Below are 19,748 nucleotides of genomic sequence, written 5' to 3'. Positions count from 1 at the left end.
TATGAAAAAAATACTCATTCCTATAGGGGCTTTATTTTTATGTGGCTCAACACATGCACAGTTGAGTCCTACAGAGAATTATGTCTATTCAAAAATATATCTTGATTATGATGCAAATAATCAACCCACTAAAACCTCTGAAACTGTTCAGTATTTAGACGGTCTGGGAAGACCAAAACAAGTCGTGAATGTCAAAGCATCTCCTACAGCGAAAGATGTGGTGACCCATATTGAATATGATGCTTTCGGAAGACAGGTAAAAGACTATCTCCCCGTTCCACAGTCCAACACTTTGAACGGAGCCATTGTCTCTAATCCTCTTGCTAATGCTACTCAACCTTTTATATATGGATCTGAAAAGATCTATGCTGAAAAAATATTTGAAAATTCGCCATTAGACAGGGTTTTAGAACAAAAACAGGTTGGTATAGCATGGAATGATAAGCCTGTAAAATTTGATTATGACGCCAATATTGCTGGAGAAGTAAAGAAGTTTACCACTCTAACAACTTGGGAGAACAACGCGACTAAATCAATTGCTTTTAACGGTGGAACTTACGGTACTGCTCAACTCTATAAAAACACGGTTACGGATGAAGATGGCAACAAAACTATTGAATTCAAGAACGGTCGAGGTCAGGTACTTCTTGTAAGAAAGGTACTGAGTGCTACTGAAAGCGCAGATACTTATTATGTGTATAATAAATATAATCAATTGGCCTTTGTGGTTCCGCCAAAAGCGATACAAGATTTAGAGAAGGAAGGTTTTGCAGATGGTGAAGAAATGTATTCGGGTGTTTTAAGTCATTTATGCTATGAGTACCGTTATGATGGCAAAAACCGTCTGGTGGAAAAGAAAGTACCTGGAAAAGGCTGGGTACATATGGTGTATGATAAAGCAGACCGATTGGTAGCAACACAAGATGCCAACCAGGAGCCTTTTAAGAAATGGCTTTTTACCAAATATGATCAGTTTGGAAGAGTTCTGTACACGGGTATTTCAATTGATAATGGAGACCGCAATGCTGTACAGAGCTGGATTACGAATACCTACGGAATCAATACAGAAACGGCGGGAACATATACCCAAAGCGGTATGCAGATACCCTATGGCAATACCGCCTATCCTCAAAATATAGAAAGTATACTCTCAGTTAATTATTACGACACCTATCCTTCTGGAACTCCTTCATTTACGCCAACACTTAGCAATGCAGGGTTATTGACGGACAATCCAACTTCTGAAGTAAGTACTAAAAGTTTAGCTACAGCTTCTTATGTAAAAAATATTGAAGAAGACAATTGGACTAAAAATTACACTTGGTATGATACGAAAGGAAGAGCAATCGGAAGTCATTCCATTAATCATTTGGGAGGTTATACGAAAACAGAATCTGAGCTCGATTTTTCTGGAACTCCAAAGATTGTAATTACCAAACACAAAAGACTAGATAGTGATACCGAAAGAGTGATTACCGAAAACTTCACTTATGATCATCAGAACAGATTATTAACCCATACCCATCAGGTAGATAATAATCCTGTAGAATATCTGGCTCAGAATATGTATAACGAACTTTCGCAGTTAGAGTACAAAAAGGTTGGTGGTGCAGTTTCTGGAAGCGGGTTACAGCAAATAGATTATCTGTACAACATTCGGGGTTGGATGACGCAGATTAACAATCCTAATGATTTAAGCGGTGGGGATCTTTTCGGTTATAAAATAAGATACAACGAAAGGGAAGGTCTGGAAACTCCTGATGCTTTAGACGGTACGTTACAGGTAAAGCCCAAATTTAATGGAAATATTGCTGAAGTAGATTGGAAAACAGCTACACAGGAAAACGAGCCTTTAAAAAGATATGGTTACGTATATGATGGGCTAAACAGGCTGCAAGCAGGGTTTTATCAGAAGGCAGGTAGTGAAGCATCTAAAGAATATTTTGAAAAAATAGAATATGATCTTAATGGCAATATAACCCGACTAAAAAGGTCTGAAGGTGTTCTGCAAAATGGCACAGCTCTGCAGGTTGATAACCTAAAGTATGATTACATAGGAAACAGGTTGGTTAAAATCGCCGATGAGCAGCAAAATCCGTCAGGCTATCCTTATTTCGTGAATCCAAATGTTATTGAATACGATAATAATGCGGCAAACGGAAATGGCAACATGACAAAACATTTAGATAAAGGTATTTCATCAATTCAGTATAATTATTTAAATTTACCCAAACAGATTAGCCAGAATGCTCAATTGACCAATTATGTTTACCGAGCAGATGGAGTAAAAGTAAAGAAGCTCTTTGGAGATATCGAAACCAATTATCTGGATGGTTTTCAGTATAAAAGTACAATGCCATCAGAAGTAAATTCAGATGGTGGTGTAGTAATTATAGATCCCAATGAAGTTGCTGAAATGAAGCTGAGAATTATCCCAACTTCGGAAGGGTATTTTGATGCTTTGAGCAATAAGTATATTTATAACTATACCGATCATTTAGGAAACGTAAGACTGAGTTATAGCGATACGAATAAGGATGGTATTGTTCAACCAAGACAATATCATGTAAGTGAATGTAGTGGCAATTGGAATCCACCATTTGAATTACCTATATGTATAGATTACTGGAAGCCTGGTGAAATTGTACAAGTCAATAATTATTATCCTTTTGGATTAATGCATAATTATACAGTTACAACTCAGAATGCTTATCAGTACAAGTATAATGGTAAGGAACTGCAAGAGACTGGGATGTATGATTATGGGGCAAGGTTTTATATGCCTGATCTGGGAAGATGGGGTGTTGTAGACCCACTTGCTGAGGAAACACGTAGATGGTCACCTTATGCATACGCATTCAATAATCCTATTAGATTTATAGACCCGGATGGAAGGTCAAATTCAGATTGGGTAAGACTACAATTAGGAGAGACCATCTATGACAGTAGAGTTACTAGTCAGTCAGAAGCAGAAACTGCATATGGGAAAGGAGCTAAACATATTGCTCCGGGTAGTGCAGAAGCTTCTTATACTGCATCTGATGGTAACTCATACCAATTAGGTGACCACGGTTTTGTACTGAAAAATGGCACTGAAATTTCTGGGGGTGTTGATTTCGCTGATTATAGAGTTGATACATCAGGCGAACGTTTGAAAGAAGGCTTAGTTTATAGTTCTCTGACGTTAAGTCGTGGAGCCGGCAATCCTGCCTTAGCAGTAGCAGCACTAGGAACTCTTGGTATTTATGCAACAGCATCGGTAATAGAAAAAATGAAGTTTGAAATGACCCGTATCGATGAAAAACCTGATGGACCAACCGGACACCAATATTCTTTAAGAGCCACAGCTGATGGAGAGTACCCTGTAATGACTTCGGGTTCACCTGTTCCAACATCAACAACGCATCTTAGTTCCGGACAAATATGGAAATATGGTGAAACAACTTCAAGTGATAGATATTCGGATGCTCAATTGAGGCAAGTTGGTCCAGGCGTAAGACAAGTAAATGAATTTAGTGGAACGCAAAGACAAATAAAGATGATGGAAAAAACAAAGATTTATAATTACTTTTTTCAAAACGGAGCGCTTCCTCCAGGTAATAAAATATTTAGATAACTATGAAATTTTCAATAACACAATATACAGATACTGGATCTGAAAAAAAAGCAGTTTTAGTACAAAACATATCAGATGAATTACAAAATTTTTTGAAAAATAAAAATTACGGAGAAGATATTGAAACTTTCTACATAAGCTTTTTGGGGGTTAAAACAAAAACGGGTTTTGAAGATTTGTACAAAGCAAAAAAACCGAACTATGTAGATTATAAACTGATTAAAAATCGTTTTACTGGCTTAATGATGGAAATTGTAAAAGAGTATGGTTACGACATCAAATTTGACCACGAATTGTATGATGAATTTGTAAACTCTTCAGATGAAGAAAGTAAGAAACTTTTAGGAAGAGAAATAATAAAGTCTTTTTCTTACTTAGATAAGCTTCCGAAAAAACTAAAGGATTTTGATAAAGAAAAGTTCAAGATAGATGTTGAGAATTTTTTCAAAGAGGTAGGGATAATATAATCAAAATTGAAATAATGAAATTATTAAATAAAAGTTTCGTGTATAGATTTGTTGTGCTTTTCCTACTTACTTTGGCTGTTTATAGTTGTAATAAAAGCATGGATAATAATACAATGAAGAAAGTAGAAAGTCTTGAGAAATTAAAAAAGGAGCCAAAGTTTATAGCAACGGCCTTTTATCCTGGTTTGGAAAATAAAGAGAACCAAAAAGCTCTATCGGACTTATTTGACAGTACTATTAATGAATTTATTAAAGGTGCTGAGGACAATTTTAGCGATGTTCAATATCAAGATTTGATGAAAGTGAGTCTGAAAAAGTTCGACATTTACAATTTAGATACAGAAGATAGAGAATATATCTGCGGATACTATGAAAAGATAATGGATGCGATAGAATTAGAAAGTTCTGGAGGTGTACTAAATGAATGGATGTATGGGTTCGATGTTTAAAGCCGATGTAGTAAAGTTCTTTAAAATTGATTTAGCTGATAACAATAAACCCACTTGGAGAGTGGGTTTATTGATTATAGTGCTTTACATTTTGAGATTACAAAAAATGAACGGGCTAACCAACTTTAGCTTTAAGTTCCTTAACCTCCAGCATCAATTTTATAAGCATTGATTTTACATCGTCATTAGTGAAATCAATTACCTCCAATTCTTGGGGGGAGTAGCTTCCAGCATGTTGCCAAACTTCCCATATGTCAGTGAAAGGTATATCGTAGTTTTCGTAAAATGAGTTATCCGATTTAACAGTGATTGATGTACTGTTAATGCACTCAATTCGTTTAAATAAAAAACCAGTTTTCGTTATAAGGATATAGGTTTTTCCGACTTTGATATCCAATATACGTTCTACATACTGTCCGATAACATAAGTCCCATCTTTATAGGGCGGCATTGAATCACCTTCGGCAGGAAATGCCCTGTATTTACCATTGTGTAAAAACGGGAGAGACATAGTTTGTAAATTTTCTATATACTCCGGATCAGCATAACCAGATAAATACCCCATTGAAGCCTTATAAGGTACTACTTCTATTAGATTTTCTCCTATTGAATCAGTTTTTATTGGTAACAGGATTCTGTTATCTGGCAGTTTCAGGATTTCTTCCAATTTATATTTACGTAGATCCACCGTGACAAGAAGGTCCATGCTAATTCTAAAATAGCGAGACAATCTCAGCAAGATTTCGAGTGGTGGTTCCGTAGAACCATCTTCATATTTGGCATATCGTTCCCTCGTAATGATAAGATCTTCAGCCATTTTCCGTTGCGAGAAGCCTTTCTTCTGCATCCGTAAGTATCGTAAGTTATCAGAGAGTGTTGACATTTTGGTAAAATTAATACCAACAAATATAATACAAACTGGTAAATAACTTATCAACTTTGCTAAATAAATTAGTAAATATGAATCGGTCTATTGTGCATATGGATTTGGATACCTTCTTTGTTTCCTGTGAGCGGCTTGTAAACTCACAGCTTAATGGTATCCCATTAATTATTGGCGGTGGTGATAGGGGGGTAGTTTCTTCATGCAGTTATGAAGCCCGGACATTTGGCGTACGGTCAGCCATGCCGATGAAAATGGCACTGCGTCTTTGCCCACAGGCTAAAGTAGTGAAGGGAGATATGGAATTATACAGTAAGATGTCCCATACTGTTACAGAAGTTATTGAAGAAAGCGCACCGGTAATGGAGAAAGCTTCCATCGATGAGTTTTATCTTGACTTGACTGGTATGGATAAATTTTTCGGGGCATATAAATGGACGAATGAGCTAGGAGCAAGAATTGAAAAAGAAACAGGATTGCCGATCAGCTATGCATTATCAGTGAATAAGACTGTAAGCAAAATTGGTACAGGCGAATCCAAACCGCATGGCCATCGTGAAATTCCTTCTGTGGGCGTTTCTTCTTTTCTAAATCCATTGTCAATCAAAAAGATGCCTATGGTTGGAAATGCGACATTCCAATTGTTTTCCAGAGTTGGCATTAGGACTATTGGCACTTTAGCTGAAATGCCTGTTGAGGTCCTCCAACAGATGATCGGCAAAAATGGAACCGACCTCTGGAAAAAAGCAAATGGAATTGATGAAACACCGGTCATTCCCTATTCAGAAAGGAAGTCAATATCAAAGGAAAGGACGTTCAGTAGTGATACGATGAATATTTACGAGGTCAAAAGTCTGATCTCAGGTATGGCAGAGCAATTAGCACATCAATTGCGGCAAGAGAAATGGCTGACTTCAACTGTAGTGATCAAGATCAGATATTCAAATTTCGATACCGAGACCAAACAGAGCCGTGTGAGTTATACCTCTTCTGATCATACCTTAGCAAGAGTGGCGTTGGAACTATTCGATAAGGTTTACACAAGACGGATGCGTCTTCGTCTGGTAGGATTACGTTTTACCGATCTCGTTCATGGCAGTTATCAAATGAATTTGTTTGAAGACAACGCGGAACTCATCAGCCTTTATCAGGCGATGGATAGTATTAAGAATCGTTTTGGAAAAGATGCGGTCGGTAGAGCTGTGGGCTTTAATTTTTCACGCTAATTTCTCGACTATGTATCTGAATTGTCATTCCTATCACAGCTTACGTTATGGAACATTGTCCATCGACGATCTCGTATGCCAAGCATCTGCATTGGATATTAAAGAGCTCGTACTTACTGATATCAATACAGTTACAGGAATTTATGAATTTAAGAAGAAATGCGAAGAAAAAGGCATAAAACCTATTGTTGGCGTTGAAGTGCGTAAAGGAAGTGAGTTGCTCTATATTGTTATAGCAAAGGAATTCTCAGGAATAGGAGAGGTGAATAGAGCTTTAACTTCCTATAACTGTGATGGAGTAGATCTACCATTACAACCTGATTTTCCGAATTGTTTTCTAATCTATCCTTTGCGTAATATTCCTAAGAATCTTCGTGATAATGAATATGTAGGCATCTGTGAGAGTGAACTCAATCTATTGATACGACCGGAATTTCAACGACTGATTCCAAAGATGGTCATCTTACATCCTGTGACCTTCAGTACTAAGAAGGAGTTCAATCTGCATCGGATTTTACGAGCTATTGATAACAACGAATTGCTTTCCAAATTACCTGAAAATGAAGTTTGTTCCAAGAGAGAATATTTTCGATCACCAAAAGAGATTTTAGATGTATACAGGAATTACCCACAAATCATAAACAATACAAATGTTATTCTTTCGGAGTGTAGTTTTGACTTTTCTTTTGAGACACCACGTAACAAGAAGTTTTATACAGGCTCCAAAAAAGATGACTTCAGGCTTTTAACACGATTAGCCTTTACAGGACTAGAAAAACGGTATGGCAAGAACCATCAACAGGCTAAGATAAGGGTTGATAAGGAATTAAAGGTTATAGATGAATTAAATTTCAGTGGATACTTTTTGATTACCTGGGATATCATTCGCTATAGCAATAGTTTGGGTTTCATGCATGTTGGACGTGGAAGCGGAGCAAATAGTATTGTCGCGTTTTGTCTTGGTATTACCGATATCTGTCCTTTGGAATTGGACTTATATTTTGAACGGTTTCTAAATGAAAATCGCAAGAGTCCGCCCGATTTTGATATTGACTGGAGCTGGCAGGAGCGTGACATTATTCTGGAGTATATCTTTGACCGTTACGGCAAGGATTACGTGGCGTTTTGTGGAACAAATGTAGAATTCAAGTATAGATCTATTATCCGGGAGGTGGGAAAAGTATTTGGGATGCCCAAGGAGGAACTCGATGAACTTTCTAAATATCCTGAAAGAGTATTTCGGGATGAGATTGTACAGCAGGTGCAGAAATATGGGAAACTCTTAGAAAAATTTCCGAATCAGAGGAGCATGCATTCCTGTGGTATTATTATTTCCGAGGAACCCCTTACCAATTTCACTGCTCTTGAAATGCCACCCAAGGGCTTTCCCATTGTACAATGGGATATGCACGTGGCAGAAGAGGTCGGTTTTGAAAAATTTGATATTTTATCACAACGTGGTTTGGGCACGATTAACGATACAGTGAAGCTTCTCGAAGAAAAGAGAGGTATAAAAGTCAATATTAAAGATACAAGAATTTCCAAGGACGAAGGGAAATGCAATGAATTTTTAAGTCAGGGAAGGACGATAGGCTGTTTTTATATTGAAAGTCCGGCGATGCGTGGTCTCTTACGGCGTCTTAAATGTGATAATTATAAGGTATTGGTTGCAGCATCATCTATCATTAGACCCGGAGTTGCCCAATCGGGTATGATGCGGGAATATATTTTTAGGCATAACAACCCTGATAAGTTTGAATATTTTCACCCTGTCTTTGAACAGCAGCTAGGGGAGACCTATGGTATTATGGTCTATCAGGAGGATGTGATCAAGATAGCGTTACATTATGGCGGGGTTTCGGCTGCCGATGGCGATATCTTAAGAAGAGCAATGTCAGGAAAAGGTAGGTCTTTAAGTGCACTTCAAAAAGTAAAAGATGACTTTTTTGCATCTTGCAAACAACAAGGGCATCCAGCGGATTTAAGTGCAGAGATCTACCGGCAGATAGAATCCTTTGCAGGTTATTCTTTTTGTAAAGCTCACTCAGCATCGTATGCTGTGGAGAGCTATCAAAGTTTATATCTTAAGGTCTACTATCCTTTGGAGTTCATGGTATCAGCAATTAATAACATGGGAGGTTTTTACCGGACGGAAGTGTATATTCATGAAGCAAGGATGTCTGGTGGAAAGATCATGAATCCCTGCGTGAATAAAAGTGAATATGAAACTACCATCTATGGTGACGAGATCTATTTAGGTCTCATGCTTTTAGAAAAAGTGGGATCCAAGATTGCTCAATTGATCCCTGAAGAAAGGAGACGGAATGGTGATTATAAGTCTATGGAAGACTTTATAAAACGAATACCCATTGGAATTGAAACTTTGCAGATTTTAATTTTCATTGGTGGCTTCCGCTTTAGTGGAGTGCCGAAAAATGAACTATTATTAAAAGCTCGAGTTTTGCTAGGAGACTATAAGCCCGAAAGGAGATTTGAAACATTGTTTGAAGAGCCCATAAAAGAATATAGGTTTCCGGAGTTGAAAAGGAACATTTTTGAGGATGCGTTTGACGAGATCGAGATTTTGAGCTTTCCGGTATCGTGCACGCCCTTTGATTTGCTACAAACAAAGTACAGAGGAACAGTGATGGCAAAAGATTTGACCACCTACCACAAGAAAGAAGTGAAGATGCTTGCCTATCTGATTTCAAGAAAGCATGTTCCGACGAAAAGGGGAACGATGTACTTTGGTACATGGATAGATGTTGAGGGTAATTATTTTGACACCGCTCATTTTCCAGATTGCCTTGAAAAATATCCATTTCAGGGTGGGGGATGTTATTTGCTTCTGGGAATTGTGGAGGTAGACTTTCATTTTCCGACTATTACCATTACTAAAATGGCGAAAATGCCATTTATTCCTGATCCAAGATATGCACACGATGAAGAGAAACGGTATGAAACACAGGAGAAAATGAAAGAAGATGTGAGTATGACTTTTAGATCTCCTTATCCACAGGAACATGAAATCGGGCTTCCGCGAGTGAAAAACCTATAAGGATCTAAATATTACTCATGAAAGGAAGTTTTCTAATGGAGGATCTATAAAAATTAGCATGATAAATAAAGGGATACTTCATTTAATGTTTTTTAATACCTAACTTTACTTTTCTATCAATAGCCTTATTATGACATCCAGACACGAGATCGAAGAAAAGGCACTGCTCGTAAGATTCCAAAGCGGTGATAGGATCGCCATGAATAGGATATTCAGCTTATACCATCCGGCTTTAATATTTTTTGCAAAAAGACTACTTTTCAATTTTGATCAGGCCAATGCACAGGATGTTGTTCTTGATGTTATGCTCAAAACATTTGAGTTACGGGAAACCTTTAAGAGCTATGCGAGCGTCAAGGCATTTTTGTATATATCCACAAAGAACAAGTGCCTGAATGTGATAGAAAAAGAGAAGGTACGGTTAAACCGATTGGATAAGTATACCCAAGGCATCGAAGAACTTGATGAAGAGAATATCTTAAGTAAGATAATCCATACAGAAGTACTTCGGGAGCTAAGCCATTCCATAGAACTTTTACCGGAACAATGTCGGAACATTATGCAAAAACTGATGGATGGAGCTACACCAAAAGAGATTTCCGAGGAACTCGATATCAGCGTCAGTACTGTGAACAGTCAGAAAGCACGGGCTATTTCTATACTCAAAAAGACCCTTTCAAATAAAGGAATCGCACTTTTATTATTTTATTTATAATTTTTTCATTTTCTTTTGGACAACCTCTATTAGTTTCCTGTTTCTATATTAAATGCGAAACATGAAAGAGGAAAATTTGTTTGATGGATTTGAGATCACGGAATTACTTCATAAGTATATTACCGGACAAAAGCTCGCTTCCTGGGAAAAGGAGTTCCTCGAAGACTGGATAGAAGAAAGTGAAGCCAATCAGGCTATTTTCCAGCATCTGCTGGATCAACACCGTTTGGCTGCCGATCTTGTCGAACTTAAGGAATCAGGTTCTACGACCGAGGCTGAACTTGACAAATTCAATAAAATCCTTGATGAACCTGCACCAGTGCGTATCTGGTTCAGATTGATGACCGCCGCCGCAATTCTATTCACGATTTCCATTTCCGGATGGCTTTATAAGTATTACCAGTCAGATAAAGTTTTATCGACAGAAGAAGCGATCACCACTACTATCTCAGGAGATATTCTTCCGGGCACGGATAAAGCCACCCTTACCTTTGAGGATGGCCAGATCATCAATCTCTCAGGTACAAAGAAAGCCATAAAAATAGATGAGCAGGGCACTTCCTATCAGGATGGTACAAGCATATCAGCGAATAAAGTACAGTTTGCAACACTTTCCACACCCCGCAGAGGACAGTATAAGATAACACTTCCTGACGGCACGAAAGTTTGGCTAAATGCAGAGTCTTCTCTACGTTATCCGACAAAATTCACGGATAAGAAAAGATATGTAGCGCTACAGGGTGAGGGTTATTTTGAAGTTACAGAAGATAAAACAAAGCCTTTTATCGTTGCTTCGAATGGACAGGAAGTTAAGGTTCTTGGTACAAAGTTTAATATCAACAGCTATTCCAATGAGGCAACTATACGGACAACCTTGGTCAGTGGCCGTGTTGAATTGACGAGTAGCCGTGATAAGGCAATGGTGACACTTGTTCCCGGACAACAGGCCAGGCTTGTCAATGACGGTTTTGCTGTAAATTCCGTCGATACCGAACCTTATACAGCCTGGATTTCGAACGAGTTTCAGTTTAAGGGAGCAACTCTGCAGGAGGTTCTTAGACAGGTTGAGCGGTGGTATGATGTTGAAGTAGATTATAGTAACCTGCCAAATATCAAAGTTAACGGCACTATATCAAGAGAAAAGAAACTGTCCAGTGTGCTATATGCCCTTGAAAAGATTACAGATTTACAAATTAAACTATCGAAAGGAAGGAGGATAGTGATTAAGAAATAACGATTTATAGTTTCATATGTTGGCCTGAAAATATGCCGGAGTGTTAGCGCACTCCGGCGATCGGGTCTACATTATAAATTTCCAGCAACGAAAATTACATTTTAACCCTACACAAATCTATGAAAAAACATGATTTTTCCAACAAGGAAAACATTCCGCCGTGGGTAGATATGTTTTCCCACAGGAGGAAACTTCTGCGCATAGGTATAAAGAGCACGTTATTCTTTATGCTACTTGCCAGTGGTACAGCGGTAAATGCGCAGCAGATCAGCCTTTCCTTGCAGAAAGCGCCGCTGTCAACTGCAATTTCAGAAATTCGGAAAGCGACAAAATATGATTTTGTCTATAATGAAGAATTACTAAAAAAAGTTGGACCAATTACCGTTAACCTGAAAAATGCTTCATTAGAAGAAACTTTACGCGTTCTGTTTGCGAATCAGCCGATCATATTTGAAATTGCGGATGGCATCATCATTTTGAAGGAGCGCAAAACCACGAATAGCGTCAATCCAAAAAAAAAGGAAACCATAAAAGGCAAGATAGTCGATGAGAAGGGCAATGCCCTGGCAGGAGCAACTATTCAGGTTAAAGGCAGCAACTTTGTGACGAATTCCGATAATAGCGGCAATTTTGAATTGCCTATAGAGTATTCAGGATCAGAGTTACAGATTACCTTTTTAGGCTACGCACCACTGGCAATATCAGCGAAAAATATTGACCGCATCACATTGACAACTAATAGCAATGTCATAGATGAGGTATCAGTTGTTGCCAGTGGTTATCAATCCATTCCAAAGGAAAGAGCAACGGGGTCTTTTTCCAAGGTTGACAATGAAACGTTCAATAGGCAAGTATCTACCGATGTGATCAGCAGGCTGAAAGGGATAGCACCTTCTATATTATTTGACGAGCGTTCAGGAAGTCCGAAACTAACGATCAGGGGACAGGCTACGATTTTCGGAAACGATCAGCCATTGATTGTCGTAGACAACTTTCCTTATGAAGGTGATATCAATAATATCAATCCGAATGATATTGAGGATATCGATATTTTGAAAGATGCAGCAGCAGCTTCGATCTGGGGAGTTCGTGCTGGTAATGGTGTGATCGTCATAAAAACTAAAAAAGGACGAACAGACCAGCCGATGAACATCGGATTTACATCCAATGTAACAATAGGGCTGAAGCCCGATCTAAATTATATACCGCAAATAAAACCAACCGATTTCATAGATATTGAAAAGATGCTATTTGAAAAAGGTTTTTACAATACAATCATCAGTAATACAGCTGCTAACAGACCTTATTCACCTGTGATTAGCATTTTGAATGATCAGAAAAACGGAATATTGACAGAACAGCAAGCCACCAACCAGATTGATGCACTCCGAAACAATAATCTACGGGATGACATGAGCAAGTATCTCTATCGAAATAGCATCAAGCAGCAGTATGCGCTAAACTTTAATGGAGGAACAAATAAATACACGTATTATTTCTCAGCAGGCTTCGATAAAAACCAGAATTCTGAGAAGGGTAGCGGATTCAGCAGGATAAGCTTGAACAGCAATCAGGTCTTCCGTCCAATAGAAAAACTTGAAATTTCTGCGGGCCTTGCTTACAACCAGAATAACCAATCAACCTCCAATGTTATTTCCATGCTATCTAATATGGGACAGGAACAGATGTATCCCTATGCAAGATTGGTTGATGATAATGGAAGCCCCGCAGTGGTCACAAAAGATCACAGCAATGTGCTTAAGACAAAAGCAATCATGGATGGATTGCTCAATTGGGATTTTGTTCCACTTGACGAACTCCAATATCAGAACAATAAAACAAAGCAAACTGAAATGCGCACGAATGCCGCTATTAAATACACAATTATTCCAACATTATCCGCTGAGGCCAGATTTCAATATGAAAGTCAAAAGGGGAAAGGTCGAAATTACTACGATAAGGACAGTTACTACATGAGGAATCAAATCAATCTATATTCAACATTTATCGACAATATATTAATTAGAAATATTCCTTTGGGAGGAATATTAGATAATACCAATACGGAGCTAAATGCTCTCAGTGGGCGTTTCCAACTAAATTATGATCAAAAATGGAATAAACACCAGATAAATGCAATAGCAGGATTTGAAGTTCGTGAGACAACAGCAAATAGTATTTCAAATAGACTTTATGGTTTTGATCCCAGTATTGGTTCGAGTCTTATCGTAGATAATTTGACACAATTTCAACTATATGGGAAGGGTATAACGGAATCAATTACCCTTTTAAATGATTATTCTGAAACACTCGACAGAATGAGGTCCTACTATGTCAATGCCGCATATAATTATGATTTACGATATGTTCTATCGGGTAGTGCCCGAATAGATCAGTCCAATTTATTTGGTGTACGAACCAATCAGAAATCTGTTCCACTTTGGTCATTGGGAGGCAAGTGGAATATTAACAAGGAAACATTTTATAATATTGATTGGTTACCCGAATTAAGTTTCAGATCAACTTATGGATATAGCGGAAATGTAGATAGAAAACTAACTGCCTTCACAACGGCAATGACCAGTATGAATTATACTAATAATCTTCCAGTAGCGTATTTGCTTAACCCACCAAATAAAAACTTAAGGTGGGAAAAAAATATGATGTGGAACATAGCGATAGATTTTGCGATGAAAGGAAATCGTTTGTCAGGAAATATTGAATACTTTAATCGTAAAGGGACTGATTTGATTGGTAATGGTGCTATAGATCCCACAACTGGATTTTCTTCTTACAGGGGAAACGTGGCAAATATGGAGGGGAGAGGTTTAGATATTGAACTTAATTCTATAAATATTAAGACAAATAACTTCACTTGGCTAACCAATATAATCTTTTCATATGCCAAAGATAAAGTGACAAAATATCAGAGACCAGTAGCCATCAGTAATTTTTTAAATGATAATAGTCTTTATAGAAATCCTACGACTTATACACCTGTTGTGGGTAAATCCTTATTTAGTCTATATTCCTATCCTTGGGCTGGGCTTGATCCCGAAACAGGTCAGCCTCGTGGATACTTGGAAGGGCAACCTTCCACAGAATATACTAAAATTACAGCTTCTTTAGCACTCGATCCTGCTACTAATCTTATTTTTAATGGAAATGCATTGCCACCATATTTTGGAGCCTTTCGTAATACTTTTAAATGCGTGGGTGTAGAACTTTCTTTCAACATTACATATCGTTTCGGCTATTATTTTAGGCGCAGTTCGATAATGTATACCACCTTGTATAATAACTATGCAAGTCATGGCGACTATTATCAAAGATGGCAGACCCCTGGAGATGAGATGAAGACCAACGTTCCTTCGATGATTTATCCAGTTAGTAGTGTTACAGATCAGTACTATAGGAATTCTGAAACGCTGATAACCAAAGGAGAGCATATTCGATTGCAAGATATTCGATTGTCATATAGCTTCAATGAAACATTCTTAAAGAAATTGAAAGTAACAAATTTACAAGCTTTTGCATTGGCAAATAATTTAGGAATTCTTTGGAAATCGAATAAAATGAAATTAGATCCTGATTTTCCCACGAACAAGCCTGTGAGAACATTAACGTTTGGACTCCATTGTAATTTTTAAACTCAATTCCTAATTCCTATGAAAAAGATAAATTTTATTGTTATAATATATATACTATGTATATTAAGCGGTTGTTCCAAGGAATGGTTAGAAAAGAAGCAGGATATTAAATTGATTGTACCCGCTGCATTGAATGATTTGGATATGTTACTTAATAGTCCCAGTTTTTTATATGATGGTCGTGGTGCATCAGAAATGTCTTCTGACGATGCGATATATTCTACGGAACAATTCAACGCATTGCCAAGGGATTTTTTAAGGAATCTTGCAACTTGGCAAGTCTCAGAATTTATTCAATATGGTACAGCAAATCAAGATGAATGGGATATTTCCTATAATCAAATTCAGATTTGCAATGTCGTTCTTGCTGCCCTTGAAAAAATTAATCGAACAAATGTAAACGGTAATTTATATGACCGTATAAAAGGTACAGCCCTCTATCATCGCAGCAGACAGTTTTTAAATCTGGCGATGACATTTTGCAAATATTATGATCAATCAACCGCAAAAACTGATCTTGGCATACCACTGAAAATATCAGAGGATATAGATGAACATATTTTCAGAGCAACCTTAGAAGATACTTATCGGAAAATAGTTTTTGATTTAAAATTATCCTGTAGTTTATTGCCAATTCAAAAGGCTTCATTCACTCATATTGCAAAGGGTGGCGCATATGCAATGTTAGCTAGAACCAATTTGTTCATGGATCAATACGAAGAGGCTAAGATGGCAGCAGATAGTAGTTATAAATATCACAGTTTTATAGAAGACTATAATTCTATTAATAGCTCTCCGTCACGTCCTTTAAATATACAAAGTAAAGAAATCCATATTCCCTTAGAACCAAGAATCGCGGTGACTTATGCAACTACTGGTAGGATTGATAGTATATTATATGGAACCTATGATAAGGATGACATAAGAAAGAACTTATTTTTTAAATTAGAATCAGATGGTAAGTGTTCCTTCAGAGGTCATTATAGATCCGCTTTGTTTTCCGGCACTACAACACCGGAAGTATTACTAATTAGTGCCGAATGTAATGCAAGGCTTGGCAATATTGCTATTGCTATGCAAAAACTCAATCTCATCTTGGAAAAACGCTTCAAGAAAGGAACGTTTGTTTCTCTGCAGGCATTAACTAAAGATGAATCTTTAAACATAATTTTATTGGAGAGAAGAAAAGAACTACTTACTAGATGTCTTCGTTGGCAAGATTTAAAGCGATTAAATAGAGATCCACACTATGCTAAGACTCTCAACAGGACAATAGGACTACAAAATTTCTTATTGCCACCAAATGATCCACGTTATGTACTGCCCATACCGCAGTATATTATCAATTTTAATGGCTTAGAGCAAAATAGATATTAAACATGAAAAGTCACATAATTTTTATAATATTTCTGAATCTGGTAGCTATAACTGGATTCACCCAGAAACTGACAAAAGTATCAGGGTACATTCCCGAAAGTAAAGATTCGTCTATATTAGTTCAATTAATTATCAACGACCCTAAAGTGATAAAAATTGACAGTCAAACGCTATTGGAGGCAAAAACTGAACAAGGGTTATTTTCCTTTGATTTCGTAATAAATTCGCCAAGCATGATAGTAGTAAAAGCAAATGGTCGAAACATATTATTTCCTGGGGTGTATAATTTATTAATTGAACCTGGTGATAGTTTGAACCTCAATATATCCAGTCTGAAAAAGCTTGGATTACTGAATATTGAGGTAACAGGTGATGGAAAAGAGAAAATTGATTTTTTGAAAGAAATTATAAAACCGCTCGTCCCAATCTACAAAACAGATCCTCATTATCAATCTCTACAATTTCGTTTTGAAACTACCGACAGAAAATTGAACTGTATTGATTCAGTATATAGATCTTTTAAGGGAAAGATAAGCCAACATGCTAAAGATATTTTGCGAGCCTATCAATATCATTATACTCTTGATATACCTCTTCTTGGTATAACAAGAAATAAAAGCGATTCTGTTCGATATTTCTTTGATAAGTATATCATCCTGAAAAAAAGGATGAATGTCTTGTTGAATCCCCAGGTGATAAATTATTTTCCAAGCCATGTTCTTTATAACTATGTATATTTAGCATCTTTTATCAATCCTGCACAACAAACCGGTATAAATTTCATAAAAAATAGTCCAATTGATTTCGCTCATTTAATAATTAAAAATTTTGATAAGAATTCTGCTATTAAAGAATATGTGTTGGCCGATTTAACTTTAAGCAACTTAGCGAGAAACATGCTTAATGACAATGCGAAAGATTTGTATAATTTGTATGTCGAAAATGTATCAACTCAAAGTGTTTTCTTTCAGGAGGTACAAAATTTATATAATTATAATGCCTCAAATCTCTCACCTGGGTCACCTTTTTTTAAATTTGAGTTACCGGATAGTTCTGGTAGAGTACACAAATTAAATGACTATAAAGGGAAAGTTATAGTTTTAGATTTTTGGTTTTATGGATGTGTGGGCTGTGCACAAATTACTAAAGCATTGGATTTGCTTGAAACACGATTTGATAGGAATAAAGTTGAATTTATTTCTGTAAATATAGATACAAGAAAGACGTGGTTAGCTGGTATTGGTAAATTTACAAGTTTAAATAGCACACATTTGTATACTGATGAACAGCGGGGTACTCACCCCCTTATCAAATATCTTAATTTTACAACATATCCAAAATTGGTTGTGATCGACCAAAATGGAAAAATGGTGGGGAGCCCACCTGATCCTAGAAGCAAGGCAGAGGAATTTGTTAGATTTATTAATTCTCTATAAAAGAAAGGAGAACCTTTTTGGTTCTCCTAATTAATTTTACTCTCTTTCACCTGTTTTAATCAATGCAGGATTATCAGTTGGTTCATGTGTTGATAAATCATACTCTTGGGAGCATATTGGTCCTTCTTCATTATTGCAATCCCCCTCACCCATAACTTGTTCTGGCGTCCAAGATCCATCTACTGGATTTGAATAAAAAACGCCAGTTGCTAATTTTGAATCAACTTTTTCTGGAGCAAAAGAGAAAGCTGTAAACGTACCTAGTGCAATTGCTGCAACTCCTAAGGTAATTCTAAGTGATTTCATGATATTGGTGCTTTTATAAATCAAAAAGCTAAACTTTAGTTTTTTGCCTACTCTGGGTTTCAGGTTTTCGGCTTCCCCTGTTTTGTTAATAGTTATTAATTATAAGTGGCCTGACTGCTGTGTGGGGCTCGCTTTAGCGAAAAAAGAGTAGCCAGACCAATAATATTAATTGCTAGCGCAATGAAATTAAAATACAGTTGGTCGTTCCAGTTCATCGCTCTCATCACTGCAATACAAGAACATGGAATGCTCGGTGCAAATTTTAAAATGTAAATTAGATATGCAGTGTATAGGATAAGGACAAATAGGGAGGATAGAAGCCCAAGTCTTCTCCAGTTCTTGTTCAATAACAATATAACAATCCCGAGGTGTACCACCTGTAAAATATAAGGTAGGACAGATCCACCTGCAGATAATAAGTATGCACCTTTTATCTGTCTGTCAAAAGTGTCGAAATCAAATATTTTACTGGCGAAAGTATACGCCCATACAAGAATCAGGATAAAAATGATCGTTTCAGAAATGATGTTCTTAATTCTCATGATTTGGTTATTTGGTGGTTGTTATAAATTTTTGAAAGGCTTCTGTTCTTTTTGGAGGAAATCAAAACCTGTTTTAAAAATTTTTATTTCATCAAATTTAGATTCCCTTCGAGTTCAAAAGCAAGAACTTGTTGTCTTAGAATCCACACGGACGCTGTATTAGAAATCACGGACACTTTAGTATTACCACTGATCCTTATCTTTTGGGGGTGGATCTACTATTTCATTTCCCTTCTCATCGAAGTATAAACTTGCTGTGGTCTGGGTGCTATCATTTTCAGTTTTTAGATGCACTTTTTCCTGATATTCTTTTTCTACCAGATTATTATTTTCTGGCGCTATATCCATTTCATCCTGTCTGCATGAATGCAGAACACTAAGGGATAAAAGGATTATCGATAATGAGATAACCTTTGTCTTTTTCATTGTTAAATTTTTTGGATTATCTCGGCCGAGACGTGATGAATTCTACTGGCCAAATTATCAGTCTTAATGGTAGCTAAAAAATGTTTGTGGTATCAGGACATACACGGACAGTGTAATTTTTGAAGTGCATTGGCTGTAAGCGATTGAATGAAAATCAGCTATTGTCCCATCGAAAAAAAATTGTCTTGCCTTCTTTTTTGGGGTGTATTAGTATGCTCGGACGTGTATTAGAATGCATGGATGTGAATTCTAATACAGGTTTTGATGGGTATAACGTATTGAATTTCAGTAATTTAAAATAATGTTGCGCTTTTAATCTTGCCTTATATGGTGATTTACGTGGTATCTAATATTTTTTCCTAA

At 36.9% G+C, this 19,748-nt stretch carries 14 protein-coding genes; 10 read left to right on the top strand and 4 right to left on the bottom strand.

Annotation, left to right across the window (positions count from 1 at the left end; all coding sequences use genetic code 11):
• Position 1 precedes the first annotated feature (1 nt).
• Genes DCO56_RS13815 through DCO56_RS13805 form a run of 3 tightly spaced genes read left to right on the top strand, consistent with a single transcriptional unit; the run spans position 2 to position 4,532 of the window.
• Positions 2-3,616 (top strand): DUF6443 domain-containing protein, encoded by a 3,615-nt coding sequence (locus DCO56_RS13815; RefSeq protein ID WP_108634342.1) that lies wholly within the window; start codon positions 2-4, stop codon positions 3,614-3,616.
• Positions 3,617-3,618: 2 nt separating this feature from the next.
• On the top strand, positions 3,619-4,083 hold the full coding sequence (locus tag DCO56_RS13810; protein ID WP_108634341.1) for a hypothetical protein: 465 nt from the start codon (positions 3,619-3,621) through the stop codon (positions 4,081-4,083).
• A 14-nt stretch (positions 4,084-4,097) separates the two neighbouring features.
• On the top strand, positions 4,098-4,532 hold the full coding sequence (locus DCO56_RS13805; protein WP_108634340.1) for a DUF4844 domain-containing protein: 435 nt from the start codon (positions 4,098-4,100) through the stop codon (positions 4,530-4,532).
• 115 nt (positions 4,533-4,647) lie between these two features.
• Here the strand turns inward: DCO56_RS13805 and DCO56_RS13800 are convergent, their stop codons facing one another.
• On the bottom strand, positions 4,648-5,415 hold the full coding sequence (locus DCO56_RS13800; RefSeq protein ID WP_108634339.1) for an XRE family transcriptional regulator: 768 nt from the start codon (positions 5,413-5,415) through the stop codon (positions 4,648-4,650).
• A gap of 77 nt (positions 5,416-5,492) precedes the next feature.
• On the opposite strand from DCO56_RS13800, the gene dinB reads away from it, so the two are divergent.
• From dinB to DCO56_RS13765, 7 genes are all read left to right on the top strand, one after another.
• Complete coding sequence (gene dinB, locus DCO56_RS13795; protein ID WP_108634338.1) at positions 5,493-6,641, top strand: DNA polymerase IV; 1,149 nt, start codon at positions 5,493-5,495, stop codon at positions 6,639-6,641.
• A 10-nt stretch (positions 6,642-6,651) separates the two neighbouring features.
• On the top strand, positions 6,652-9,699 hold the full coding sequence (locus tag DCO56_RS13790; RefSeq protein ID WP_108634337.1) for a DNA polymerase III subunit alpha: 3,048 nt from the start codon (positions 6,652-6,654) through the stop codon (positions 9,697-9,699).
• Between the two features lie 130 nt (positions 9,700-9,829).
• Positions 9,830-10,414, top strand: a complete 585-nt coding sequence (locus tag DCO56_RS13785; RefSeq protein WP_108634336.1) for an RNA polymerase sigma factor — start codon at positions 9,830-9,832, stop codon at positions 10,412-10,414.
• Positions 10,415-10,475: 61 nt separating this feature from the next.
• The gene (locus tag DCO56_RS13780; RefSeq protein WP_181390548.1) at positions 10,476-11,648 is read left to right on the top strand and encodes a FecR family protein; all 1,173 of its coding nucleotides are present in this window, start codon (positions 10,476-10,478) and stop codon (positions 11,646-11,648) included.
• 119 nt (positions 11,649-11,767) lie between these two features.
• The gene (locus DCO56_RS13775) at positions 11,768-15,298 is read left to right on the top strand and encodes a SusC/RagA family TonB-linked outer membrane protein (protein WP_108634334.1); all 3,531 of its coding nucleotides are present in this window, start codon (positions 11,768-11,770) and stop codon (positions 15,296-15,298) included.
• Positions 15,299-15,316: 18 nt separating this feature from the next.
• On the top strand, positions 15,317-16,675 hold the full coding sequence (locus tag DCO56_RS13770) for a RagB/SusD family nutrient uptake outer membrane protein (RefSeq protein ID WP_108634333.1): 1,359 nt from the start codon (positions 15,317-15,319) through the stop codon (positions 16,673-16,675).
• Positions 16,676-16,677: 2 nt separating this feature from the next.
• A complete protein-coding gene (locus DCO56_RS13765; RefSeq protein ID WP_108634332.1) occupies positions 16,678-18,111 on the top strand; it encodes a peroxiredoxin family protein in 1,434 nt (477 codons plus the stop codon).
• 36 nt (positions 18,112-18,147) lie between these two features.
• On the opposite strand, the gene DCO56_RS13760 is transcribed toward DCO56_RS13765, so the two are convergent.
• The 3 genes from DCO56_RS13760 to DCO56_RS13750 all read right to left on the bottom strand — a co-directional run bounded on the left by DCO56_RS13760 (position 18,148) and on the right by DCO56_RS13750 (position 19,385).
• Positions 18,148-18,417: a hypothetical protein gene (locus tag DCO56_RS13760; protein WP_108634331.1), complete on the bottom strand. Its 270-nt coding sequence runs from the start codon at positions 18,415-18,417 to the stop codon at positions 18,148-18,150.
• Between the two features lie 95 nt (positions 18,418-18,512).
• The gene (locus DCO56_RS13755; RefSeq protein WP_108634330.1) at positions 18,513-18,959 is read right to left on the bottom strand and encodes a MauE/DoxX family redox-associated membrane protein; all 447 of its coding nucleotides are present in this window, start codon (positions 18,957-18,959) and stop codon (positions 18,513-18,515) included.
• Between the two features lie 183 nt (positions 18,960-19,142).
• The gene (locus tag DCO56_RS13750; protein WP_108634329.1) at positions 19,143-19,385 is read right to left on the bottom strand and encodes a hypothetical protein; all 243 of its coding nucleotides are present in this window, start codon (positions 19,383-19,385) and stop codon (positions 19,143-19,145) included.
• Positions 19,386-19,748: the final 363 nt, after the last annotated feature.

Source organism: Sphingobacterium athyrii, from assembly GCF_003071065.1.
GTDB lineage: Bacteria > Bacteroidota > Bacteroidia > Sphingobacteriales > Sphingobacteriaceae > Sphingobacterium > Sphingobacterium athyrii.
The sequence above is the reverse complement of the archived record's forward strand: the minus strand, read 5'-3'. Positions and strand labels throughout refer to the sequence as shown.